The sequence below is a fragment of the Ornithinibacillus bavariensis genome (assembly GCF_050433565.1).
Taxonomy (GTDB): Bacteria; Bacillota; Bacilli; order Bacillales; family Amphibacillaceae; genus Ornithinibacillus; species Ornithinibacillus bavariensis.
The window spans coordinates 325,049-337,330 of the sequence record NZ_JBNPWZ010000003.1 but is presented as its reverse complement, the minus strand read 5'-3'; the positions used below and the strand labels follow the sequence as shown (position 1 = coordinate 337,330).

At 35.4% G+C, this 12,282-nt stretch carries 9 protein-coding genes and 1 other annotated feature (1 of these 10 running past the window's edge); of the genes, 6 read left to right on the top strand and 3 right to left on the bottom strand.

The genetic code is table 11. The annotated features are described in order from the left end of the window. Positions 1-114 (top strand) — a binding site (T-box leader); it begins 105 nt to the left of the window's first position. A gap of 55 nt (positions 115-169) precedes the next feature. The 3 genes from tyrS to HNR27_RS08600 all read left to right on the top strand — a co-directional run bounded on the left by tyrS (position 170) and on the right by HNR27_RS08600 (position 4,719). Continuing rightward, on the top strand, positions 170-1,441 hold the full coding sequence (tyrS, locus tag HNR27_RS08610; protein ID WP_429339473.1) for a tyrosine--tRNA ligase: 1,272 nt from the start codon (positions 170-172) through the stop codon (positions 1,439-1,441). A gap of 331 nt (positions 1,442-1,772) precedes the next feature. After that, complete coding sequence (locus tag HNR27_RS08605; protein WP_429339472.1) at positions 1,773-3,458, top strand: methyl-accepting chemotaxis protein; 1,686 nt, start codon at positions 1,773-1,775, stop codon at positions 3,456-3,458. 304 nt (positions 3,459-3,762) lie between these two features. Further along, positions 3,763-4,719, top strand: a complete 957-nt coding sequence (locus HNR27_RS08600; protein ID WP_429339471.1) for an acetamidase/formamidase family protein — start codon at positions 3,763-3,765, stop codon at positions 4,717-4,719. 116 nt (positions 4,720-4,835) lie between these two features. Here the strand turns inward: HNR27_RS08600 and HNR27_RS08595 are convergent, their stop codons facing one another. Then, entirely contained in the window at positions 4,836-5,891 is a 1,056-nt protein-coding gene (locus HNR27_RS08595) for a P-loop NTPase family protein (RefSeq protein ID WP_429339470.1), read from the bottom strand. A gap of 270 nt (positions 5,892-6,161) precedes the next feature. After that, the gene (rpsD, locus tag HNR27_RS08590; protein WP_212922300.1) at positions 6,162-6,764 is read right to left on the bottom strand and encodes a 30S ribosomal protein S4; all 603 of its coding nucleotides are present in this window, start codon (positions 6,762-6,764) and stop codon (positions 6,162-6,164) included. Positions 6,765-7,096: 332 nt separating this feature from the next. On the opposite strand from rpsD, the gene HNR27_RS08585 reads away from it, so the two are divergent. Then, the gene (locus HNR27_RS08585; protein ID WP_429339469.1) at positions 7,097-8,998 is read left to right on the top strand and encodes a sensor domain-containing diguanylate cyclase; all 1,902 of its coding nucleotides are present in this window, start codon (positions 7,097-7,099) and stop codon (positions 8,996-8,998) included. A gap of 51 nt (positions 8,999-9,049) precedes the next feature. Here the strand turns inward: HNR27_RS08585 and HNR27_RS08580 are convergent, their stop codons facing one another. Then, positions 9,050-9,535 carry a GAF domain-containing protein gene (locus HNR27_RS08580; RefSeq protein ID WP_429339468.1) on the bottom strand — a complete coding sequence of 162 codons (486 nt, stop codon included), beginning with the start codon at positions 9,533-9,535 and terminating at the stop codon, positions 9,050-9,052. A gap of 148 nt (positions 9,536-9,683) precedes the next feature. Here HNR27_RS08580 and refZ point away from each other — a divergent pair, with 148 nt between their 5' ends. Beyond that, positions 9,684-10,292, top strand: a complete 609-nt coding sequence (gene refZ, locus HNR27_RS08575) for a forespore capture DNA-binding protein RefZ (RefSeq protein ID WP_429339467.1) — start codon at positions 9,684-9,686, stop codon at positions 10,290-10,292. 224 nt (positions 10,293-10,516) lie between these two features. Continuing rightward, positions 10,517-12,208: a septation ring formation regulator EzrA gene (gene ezrA, locus HNR27_RS08570; protein WP_429339466.1), complete on the top strand. Its 1,692-nt coding sequence runs from the start codon at positions 10,517-10,519 to the stop codon at positions 12,206-12,208. Positions 12,209-12,282 lie beyond the last annotated feature (74 nt).

The window sequence follows — 12,282 nt, the reverse complement described above, 5'->3', positions numbered from 1 at the left end:
TTCTTAATGAGCCAAATAGGTGAAATTAAGACGGTGTAGTCATCGTTAACAACCCCAAAGTGGCAATTTCAATTGCAACAAGGGTGGTACCGCGTGTTAAAACTCGTCCCTTTATTATAGAGGAATGAGTTTTTTTATTTTATTTTTAGAAAAGTTGGAGGGTGAAACTATGCATATTTTAGAGGATTTGGCGCGTAGAGGACTTATTAATCAAGTGACAGATAGAGAAGGTTTAGAAAAGCATCTTTCTGAAAATGTAGTAACCTTATATTGTGGATTTGATCCTACAGCAGATAGCTTACACATCGGACATTTAGTACCACTCATGATGCTAAAACGATTCCAAAAGGCTGGACATCGACCAATTGCTTTAGTCGGTGGTGGAACTGGTATGATTGGAGATCCGAGTGGTCGTTCTACGGAACGTTCGTTAAATACAGAAGATGTGGTAAAGGGCTATAGTGACAGCTTAAGAGCACAAATTTCGAAAATTCTAGAAGTAGATCAAGATGAAAATCCAGTGGTTGTTAGAAATAATTACGAGTGGCTTGGAAGCATGACTGTTATTGACTTCCTACGTGATGCTGGTAAACACTTTGGTGTTAACTATATGTTGGCAAAAGAATCTGTTTCAGCACGTATCGAACAGGGGATTTCCTTCACGGAATTTAGTTATATGATTCTTCAATCTCTAGATTTTCAAATGCTATACATGAAGGATAATTGTACCTTACAAATTGGTGGAAGTGACCAGTGGGGAAATATAACTGCTGGTATGGAATTAATACGTCGTGGACGAGAAAATGAAGAGGAAGATGTAAAGGTATTTGGGCTAACGGTTCCACTCATAACGAAAGCGGATGGAACTAAGTTTGGTAAATCAGCAGGTAATGCAGTTTGGTTAGATGCTGAGAAAACCAGTCCTTATGAATTTTATCAATTTTGGATTAATACGGATGACCGTGATGTAATGAAATTTTTACGTTACTTCACTTTCTTAAGTGAAGAAGCTCTTGTTGAATTAGAGCAGGAGGTAGACACTCGTCCAGAAAAGCGAGTGGCTCAAACTAGATTAGCCGAAGAAGTTACCAGGATGGTTCATGGTCAAGAGGCAGTTGAGCAGGCGCAAAAAATATCAGCTTCTTTATTTAGTGGGGATATTAAAGCTTTATCTGCAAGCGAAATTGAGCAAGGATTTAAGGATGTACCTACATTCCAAATGAATAGAGAAGATTTAAGATTAGTTGATTTACTTGTTAATGCGAACATTTCGTCTTCTAAGCGCCAAGCAAGAGAGGACATTACGAATGGTGCTATTTATATTAATGGTGAGAGACAACAGGATTTAGACTATGTATTATCGGAAGCGGATCAGATTGAAGGGAAGTTTACCATTATTAGAAGAGGGAAGAAGAAGTATTTTATGATTCGATATAATTAGGTAGGAAAGCTGTTCAAAGGTTTAGATCTTTGAACAGCTTTTTTTGATAGTTTCAAGATGGTTAACTGATATGCTTAATGGTTGAAAAGATATCTAGGTTGCATTACTATTACGTAGTGCTAGTTCTAAATACCTATAAATATGAATGGTCAATTAAAACAGATTTCCTAACTATTCAAATTAACCCATTAAAGAGTAGATTTTACATACTATATAGGTATTTTGATTCATATAAAAGGAAGGGAATGAAAAGGTATTAATCATTTTGGTAGTAGTTAGGCATTATACATAGGAGAAACATTAAACTAAAGACAACTAAGGAGAGAGCATAATGCTAAATTTTAAAAGTATAAAACAAAAGATGCTACTAGGATTTTCAGTGGTAATTATATTAGTTATATTTCTAGGGGTGTATAATTTCATTTCGGTGTATAAAATGAATCAGGAAACAACCGAAATGGTTGATAGGAAGGTTCAATTATTAATAGCTAATGAACAGATGTCTTCAACCATGTCGAACAGAATTGCTGCAGCCCGAGGATATGTACTATTTGGCAAGCAGGAATATAAAGACATCTTTGATCAATATACAGAGAAAGGTACAGAATATGAAGAGCTATTTAAAAGTTTAGCAGATTCGAAGGAATTTGATGAGCTTATTAATCAAACAGTTGAATGGCGACAATTTATAAAGGAACAAGTATTTGCTGAGTATGAACAAGGCAATAAGGACCAAGCAATCAAAAACTTGGAAGCTAATAGCGTAACTGCGAGGGAATTAAGAGAAGGGTATGAAAAACTAGCTACTGAAATGGAAGAAGAAATAAATGATGCTGGTGACTCTATTGTAGCCAGTGGTAAGACGAATCTAGTACTAGAGACTGTTATACCTATTAGTATAGTTATACTTTCGCTTGTAGTAGCTTTATTTACAGCTTCTTCCATTACGAATCCTATACGATTAGTTATGAATCGAATGAAGGCAATTGCAGGTGGAGATTTAAGTAATAAGCCACTAGAAACTAAATTGCAAGATGAATCAGGACAGCTAATTGCGGCAACAAATGAAATGAATAGTAAGATGCGAGATTTACTAAATCAAATTCAAATCGTTTCAGAGACTGTTAGCGGTCATAGTGAAGAATTAACGCAAACAACAAATGAAGTGAAGACTGGTTCCGAGCAAGTAGCTGTAACAATGCAAGAACTAGCTTCAGCGGCAGAAGCCCAAGCTAACCATGCAAGTGATTTATCTACTGCCATGAATACATTTACAGTTAAGGTCGAAGATGCGAACAGAAATGGGGAAGGGGCTCTACATAATTCAAATGAAGTTCTTGAAATGACAACCGAGGGTAGTAAATTAATGGAGATGTCTACAAATCAGATGGCATTAGTGGATGGTATTGTACATGATGCTGTTCAACGTGTTAAAGGCTTGGACATTCATGCTAAAGAAATTACGAAGCTAGTATATGTAATTAAAGATATATCGGAGCAAACAAATCTATTAGCACTTAATGCGGCAATAGAAGCAGCAAGGGCAGGAGAACATGGTAAAGGATTTGCAGTAGTTGCGGACGAGGTAAGAAAGCTTGCAGAAGAGGTTTCCATGTCTATTATGGATATTACCAATATCGTTACGAACATTCAGAATGAATCTCAACGTGTATCAGAATCATTAGAAGGTGGCTACAAGGAAGTAGCCCAAGGAACTGGACAAATTAAGAAGACTAGTCAAACCTTTGAAGATATTAGTAAGGCAGTAACAGGTATGGTAAATAACATAAATACGGTTTCCCACAATTTATCCGATATTTTGGCTAATAGTCAAGAAATGAATGCTAATATTATGGAAATTGCCTCCATATCAGAAGAATCAGCAGCTGGTGTAGAGGAAACCTCTGCAGCTTCTGAACAGACAAGCAGTTCGATGGAGGAAGTAGCAAAAAGCTCAGAAGAACTTGCTAAATTAGCCGAGCAACTGAATAATTTAACACGTCAATTTAAGCTATAGACAAGAAAAGGAAAGCACTGAGGAATAAAGTGACTTTCCTTTTCTAGTTTTTCTAATAACTTTATATAAGTACTTTAGAGAAGGGAAAATAGAAGTATTTTACCTTCTAGCATTAAAACAAGGATTTGTAACCTTTCAACCAATTGATAAAGATCCAGAATAATATTTACTTTACAAAGTAAATATTATTACTCTATAATTAAGTTGTACTGGATGAAAACATATTACATTTTCATGTGTCCGGACCACAAGAAGCCGTGTTATTCCTTCATCCAAACCATATTTTTCTATGGAGGTTAAATCTATGTCCAAAATTTATGAGTTAGATCCTACTTCTGACACCTTGCATGGATTTTTTAGCAAAGATATAGAACCTGCATTACACATTCATTCAGGAGATACTGTTATTTTTCAAACATTAGATTCTGCATGGGGATTAGAAAAGCGTTTATCTCTGGGTGCACAAAGAAAGCGATTTACAGAGATTAAGGCAGAACGACAAGCGGAGCAATTTGGCCATGCGTTAGTTGGCCCAGTCTACATTCATGGTGCAAAGCCAGGACTTACTTTAGAGGTAAAGATTAATGAGATTATTCCAGGCTCATGGGGATGGACTTCAGGAGGCGGATTTCCGAGTTACTGGAATAAAAAGCTAGGCTTGGATCAAGAGAAAGAAGTACTTCTGGATTTCGAACTTGATATTGAAAAAATGGTGGGTACAAGTCAATTTGGAGATTTTGACTACACTGTAGGGTTACATCCATTCATGGGGATTATGGGTATGCCCCCAGAGGAAGAAGGTCAACATTCTACATTCGTTCCTCGAGAAACTGGCGGAAATATCGATTGCAAAGAATTACAAGCAGGGAGTACTTTATTTTTACCGATATCTATTCCGGGTGGTCTCTTTTCTACAGGAGATGGTCATGCAGCTCAAGGGGATGGTGAAGTGGCTGGCCCTGCGTTAGAGTGCCCAATGGAACGGGTGAGTTTAACTTTTTGTGTTAGAGATGATATAAAAATAGAGAGACCAAGAGCAAAAACGAATTCGGGATGGATCACCATGGCATTTCATGAAGACCTGGATGAAGCTATGTGGCTTGCATTAAGTGATATGCTGGATCTAATGTCCGAGCTATACAAAATTTCCCGAACAGAAGCTTATGCTTACGCAACATTAGTGGTGGATTTACGTGTTACGCAAATTGTCAATTTCTCAAAAGGAGTCCATGCTTTTTTACCTTTTGATGCCTTAAGGTGATAGATTAATCTATTATTTTTTCAACTAAAACAAAATAACAGACTTCCGTGGCTATGGAAGTCTGTTATTTATTTGTTACGCTCTTTTGGCCGGTTAACTATTAACTTTCCAACTATTTATATACCATCGTTTAATGTTCCTATATAGAACAAATTGTCAGGGGTTACATTATCTAAATAACCTTCCAAAATGCGACTGACATCCTCTAATGTATTCGATAATGATACCGAAGCACCTTTCTTTTTAGTAAAGGGTTCTGCAATAAAAAAACGTTGCGTGAAGTAGGCTTCAAGGCGCTCGCCTCGCTTATAAATTTCCTTGTCTGCAAATGGTAATTTATCAAAACCAAGAGCATTAACTAAAAAACGTAATTCCCGATACCGGCGCATAATCTTCCGTGTTTTTTGTTGAAGATTGAAATGCTTTTTATTAAGTTGAGCATCTTCAATCATTACGGAGGTAGAAGACACAGGATTTACTGCTGGAAAAAGTTTTCTAGACACTTGTTCTGCATCAAAAATCATGAGTGTATCTAAAGGTCCATATGGAAGTTCTTCATCTACCGCTTCTCCAGTAGGGTCGATAAGGAATGTCGTAATCGTTTTGCCTTCAGGTAGCTTCACTTTTTCGAGTAATGAATAGATTTCTCCTGAGACAACTAAGGATCGATCAGTAGCTAAAGCTACATCTTGTTTGCCATTTAGTCGCATCATTTTCTCATATGCGCTTTCTGTGTCTTGGCAAAGAATATTTGCAGATTCTCTAACCTCGTTTAATTCAGGACTATCCAACCTTGGCATTAAAAGTACAGTAGCATAATTTCTTTCTTTTAACCGATAAAATATTTCAGCTAGTAGTACCAATTGTCCCATTCCCGGTCTAGCGATGAAACCATTTATTCCTCCTTTCGTTATCGGAGCTAAAAAATCCAATGCTTTAATACCAGTTTCAATCATTTGCACATTATTCCCACGAATGATTAAATCATCAACTTTACACTCTGCAAGTTCTGCTAATGCTACTAACGTTCGCACTTCTGCACGTTCTAACGGAGTCTTGCCAGTACATAAATTAGATACGGTTGCAGGGCGTAATCCTTTTTCTTTGGCTGCTATCGTTAAATTAGGAACTCGCTTTCGCAGTAATGAAACATTAAGTTTTAAATTATCCACTGACTGATGCTCCTTTACTTCTTGGATATGTATATTTTAAATCTCTAATCTTAGTGTAACAAGAATATTTGTTTCAGTATTAATTAAAGGTAATTTACTTCATCTTACACTATTAGAAATTATTACTGAAAGAATAATCCCCTCATGCATATTTGTATTGTTTTCTCCAAATAAGAATCTTATCTCTTTATTTTATAACATAAAAAAGCCCCTGAAACATTGATAAAACAATATTTCAAGGGCATTGATGCATAATAATAATTATACAGATTAACGAGAGTAGAACTCAACGATTAACTGTTCGCTGATTTCAGATGGAAGCTCAGAACGTTCTGGTAAACGATTGAAAGTTCCTTCTAGTTTATCAGCATCAAATGTTAAATAATCTGGAACGAAGTTGTTTACTTCGATTGCTTCTTTCACGATATCAAGATTTCTTGATTTTTCGCGAAGGCTAATTGTTTGACCAGGTTTTACTAGGTATGATGGAATATCTACACGAGATCCATTAACTGTCACGTGACCATGGTTTACAAGCTGACGAGCTTGTCTACGAGTACGTGCAAGACCTAGACGATAAACAAGGTTATCAAGACGAGATTCAAGAAGAACCATGAAGTTCTCACCATGAACACCTTTCATTTTACCAGCTTTATTAAATAGTGTACGGAATTGACGTTCGTTTAAACCATACATAAAGCGTAGTTTTTGTTTTTCTTGTAGCTGTAAACCATATTCAGAAAGCTTTCTGCGTTGGTTTGCTCCGTGTTGCCCTGGAGCATAAGGGCGTTTATCTAGCTCTTTGCCAGTTCCTGTTAGTGAAATGCCAAGACGACGTGATTTTTTCCATTCTGGACCAGTATATCGTGCCATGGGACATTTCCTCCTTTTTATTTTATTTGCATAAAATAAAAATCCAACCGTGATCGTTCCTCACGCCATTTTATTTTCATGTACCATCGCTCCAGCAGCAGAGAGTTACACGATACACCTCATATGGAAGAGGAATAAAATGGTCGAGTGGTGATTCACTTAGGCTGCCATATTATTTTACACAAAGAATAGTATATAATTTTTCAGAGGTTTAGTCAAACATTCTATAAAAATTTTAAAATATTGTTGAATTCATTAACTCAAAGTAGGAGAAAAATCTATATTTATTATATAATGAAAATATATTAGTTATTACTCCGGGTGATATATAAATGATAGATGAGAAGACAATACAAATAAAATTACAATTAATTAATTATGAGTTACTGATGACAACATCACCTATGAGTGAGAATCTCTATGAAAAACTCTCTTATCAAATAAGTGGACTACTAGAATCCTCTTTTCTAGTAATCTATTTGTTTGATCAGTGGACAAATAGTTTCTTTTTAAAAACGAAAAACATTCAGCAAAATAGAATACTGTTAAATCAGATGATATATGATCCTACACTCACATATCGACGGGCAATTGCAGATGAACAGAAATTAAGGATAAATGATAATGACTTATTTACAGTGAGCTCATCGCATATGAACTATCAACTCATCCCTCTAAAACCGACAAATGGTCCTATCGGCATGATGGTTGTCGGAATGGAGAACGGAAGCGCCATTTCAGAGGGGATACAGCAAGTAATAAGGAAAGAAGTAGAATTACTGTTAGATTATATTTATATCATTGAACAAAGAGATAAGAATGAGAAAAAGAATCAGGTTCTATTTGACATGATCTCGCATTTCTTAAACCTAAAAACAAAAACAGAAATTTTTACAGAGATTATTACTGCATTAAAAAAGGTCTATCCTAATTTTGACTTTTACCTTCATCTATCCCAAGAATATGAAAAAAATACAGATCTCCCTGTAAAGCTTCTAGAGATTAGGAATGATGTTCAAAGCTCCAGTTCAACAGCTTTTTTAACTGCCGAAATACAGATTGAAAATCAGTTAGACGCGAATATGACGTATGTGTATGCTCCTTTAGCGGGACAGCAGGGAGTTTATGGGGTATTACAAATTATTATTCCAAAGCTTTTGGATATTCCAAAAGCTGAAGTTGACTATATTTCAAGGTTTGCAAATGCTGCTGGAAAAGCAATAGAAAGTACGACACTATACCTGAATTCAAAGCATCTTGTATCAGATTTAACAATGATTAATGATTTAATTCATCAATTAAATTCTAATCTGAATTTAACAGAAATTACCAAAATAATTCGAAATCAAATTATGCTACTTTGTGCTCCAGAGGAAATAGGGTTTGTATACAACATTCAAGAGAACACCAGATTATTTGAAACATTAGAAGGTAGTACAGCATTTTTTGATACAGTTGAGGGAAAAGGATTTATTAAATACTTGCTCGGAGAAGTTGAACTTCAGCAGGAGGCTATTTTTTCTGGTGAATTTAAGCTTAAGAGTGAGGATATACCTTTTCGTTCCATTATGGCAATACCAATGGAAAACAGTGGTTCAATCAATGGTTTAGTAATCATTCTACATCGTAAGCCATATGCTTTTTCTTTTGAACAATATAAATTATTACAATCGATATTGCGTCATTCAACTCTAGCATTTATCAATACCATATTGAAGGAAAAGTTGCAAAAGGCAGCTTCAACTGATTATTTAACACAGTTATTTTCACGAAACTATTTAGATAAGAAAATTGTTGAACATATGAAAAATGGCGAATATGGTACATTAATCTTGTTCGATATTGATGATTTTAAAAAGGTGAATGATACGTATGGTCACTATATTGGTGATGAGGTAATTAAACAAGTGGCAGAGATTATTATGTCTACTATTGAAGATCGTGATATTCCAGCTAGATGGGGTGGGGAAGAACTCGCAGTATATTTACCCAATACAGAAATAGACGAAGCAGTGCAAGTAGCACGAAACATTGGAGATCAAGTGGAATCTTTTACAGAGCCACGGGTAACGTTATCAGCTGGTGTATCCTCCTGGTCGAACAAAAGGAAGATTACTCCGAAGAGCTTTTTCATTCATGCAGATAAAGCCTTATATGAAGCAAAGGGTTTTGGGAAGAACTGTGTTGTAAGATATAGTGTAGATGAGAATACAGATGAACTGATTCGTGAATAATGAAAGGTCTGACCCTCCACATTAATTGGAAAGACAGACCTTTTTAGTTTATTAGTTGAAAATATGATTCATTAAAGCTTCTACGAAATTCTCTAAAAAATGCTGATCGATTTCATCAAAACGGTTAAGAATTGGGCTGTCAATATCTAAAACACCTAGTATTTCATTATTCTTAACTAGTGGAATTACAATTTCTGATTGACTAGCACTATCACAGGCAATATGGCCTGGAAATTGGTTAACATTCTCTACACGCATTGTTTTTCTTTCTTTAACTGCTGTACCACAAACGCCTTTTCCATAAGGAATTCGAATACAGGCAGGTAGCCCTTGGAATGGACCTAACACGAGCTGATCTTCTTTCCAGAGATAAAAGCCAACCCAATTAACTTGGTCAAGAAATTGATTTAGTAATGCTGAAGCGTTCGAGAGATTGGCTATTGTATCGGTCTCATCATGAAGCAGTGCTTCGAGTTGTTTGATGACTAATTCATAATCTTTCACTTTATCTCCTGAATAAGCTGTCGTTTGAAACATAGTATTCTTCCCTTCAGTATTTGAATATAATCATTTTATATGATAACTATCGTATGGGCTGTTAAAAATAAAAAAATGCAGGAATAACGATCTCTTTGTCGTATATATACATATAGTCATCTATTTCTACCATAAGGAGTTGATATCAATGAATGATATCCCAACGAAACGAAAGGTAGTGGAGGCAGCATCTGCTCTTTTCTATCAAAAAGGATTCCACGGTACCTCTGTACGGGATATTGCTGAAAAGGCCTCTGTCAATGTATCCTCTATAAGCTACTATTTTAAGGGGAAACAAGGTCTTTTAGAATTTGCAGTATCTAATTATTACGAAGAGTATCTTTCCATCATTGAAACAACTCTTGAAGAGTCTATCGAACTAGATGCGCTCGAAAGTTTAAAAAATTTAATATATAAGATTATACAATATAAGCATATGAATCTACAATTATCCTGTTTTATCCATCGTGAATTATCAATGGATTCTGTATTTGTTCGTGAAATGGCAGTAACGTATCTTGCTAAGGAAAATTATATTATTGGCAATGCTTTTTCAGGGTTATTTAAGAACAAAACAGAAGATAAGAGTAAACCTGATAGACAATATCTTCTCATGCAGCTAAAAGGAATGTTAGTAACACCGTATATTTTACACAATGAATGGAGAAGCCAAATAGTTGGAGAATATTCCCATTCTTTATTTGTCAAAAGATATGTACAAACAATCTGTAATTGGTTGGATTATATTGCAAGATAAAAGAAAAGGTTGTTTTCCAAACAGCCTTTTTGCTTTCTAAAACAAGTAAAATAGCATATAAAGTCTGAAAAAAAGCAAATAGCGACAAAAATTTTAAAAAAACTCCTGTTTTCATGGAAATTCTTAGCCAAAATTCGCTAATACATGGTATCATAGGGAATAGAATACATAGTTTTACGTGAAAAAGATGGAATATGTTTTGGATTTATTTAGGGGGCTTTACGATGGAGATTATTATTGGAATTATACTAGTCATTATTGCGTTAATTATCATAAGCCTTATTATGCGTAAAAGGGTCTACGATAATGTTGATCGTCTAGATAGTTGGAAATTAGAAATTATGAATAGGAATGTATCTTCTGAGCTAACTAGAATTAAGACGCTTAATTTATCTGGTGAGACACAGGACCGATTTGAATCCTGGAAGGACCGATGGGAGCTAATACTCTCGAGAGAGCTACCAGAGATTGAAGAACTGTTATTTGATGCTGAAGAAGCGGCAGATAAGTTCCGATTCTCTTCAGCAAAAAAAATATTGCGCAAAATTGAGCAAAATTTACAAGCTGTTGAGAAGGATATAGAAAAAATACTGTTGGAGCTTGACGAGTTGGTTGATTCAGAGGAATCCAGCCGTAAAGAAGTAGAAACCATCCAGCCCGCTATTAAAGAATTGAATAAGAAGATTTCACAAAATAGATTCCAGTATGGTAAAGCAGAGGTACGTTTTGAAGTTGAGCTAGATGAGCTTAAAGACGCACTGAAACATTATCATGATCTAGTTGATTCAGGTAATTATATTGAGGCAAAAACGGTAGTTGATGATTTAAAGGAACGTTTAGAACTCTTGCAGGTCGAAATTGACGAGTTCCCTGACATTTATCGAGCATGTAAACAGGATATTCCTTCCCAAATCGATGACCTTTATGCAGGCATTAGGGAAATGAAGGAAGATGGCTACCGTATAGACCATCTTGGATTTGAAAAGGAATTACAGGGTTATCAACAACGATTAATTGATTGTGTGGATGCTCTTGAAAAAGGGAAAGCTATTGATGCAAAGGCACTTCGGACTGAGGTGGAAGACCGTATCCAAGAAATGTATCAACTTTTAGAGAAGGAAGCTATTGATAAGAGCTTTACGGAATCTCAGGTACCAGGTTATCAAAAGTCCATAGAGGAAATAGTAGCATCCTTTGAAGAAACAAAGGATGAGGTAGATAATTTAAGAGACGCCTATTACTTCGAAGATTCAGATATGGAGAAGTATTTAGCACTAGATAAAAAGATTACACAGCTACAAAAGATTTATGATGAAGTTGTCGAAGGATTAGAAAATGACAATATTCCTCATTCGGATTTAAGGGCTAAGCTGGAAAGTGGATTAAACCAACTTCAAGAAATTCAAGAGAAACATCATGACTTTAAGAAGAGTGTCTTTAACCTTCGAAAAGATGAATTAGAGGCAAAGGAAAAATTAAACGAAATTCGTGATCAAATTAATGATACGAATCGAAGAATTAAAAAGAGTAATATTCCTGGTGTTCCAAGTTATATATGGAACGCAATGGAAGAGGCAACGGAAAAATGTAATCATGTGTTAACTTCATTGGAAAAGAGTCCTTTAGATATTGGGGAAGTTCAACGGGCTTTATTTGCAGCCAAGAGTTCTGTTGAGATGCTATTAGAGAAAACAGAGATTATGTTGGATCAAGCACGTTTAACAGAACAGGTAATTCAATATGCTAACCGTTATCGTAGTAAATTTCCTTTGCTTGCAGCTAAGTTAGCTGAATCAGAAGCACTTTTTCGCAATTATGAATATGAGGTTGCTCTAGAAAATGCTGCTAAAGCACTAGAAGAAGTGGAGCCAGGAGCATTAAAACGAATTGAGGAAAATCAATTAATTTTACATTAAGAATTGAAAATAACGATTACAGTCAAGGGCTGCTTTATGGAAGAAAGTTTTCCTAAAGTCAGCCTTTCCATTTT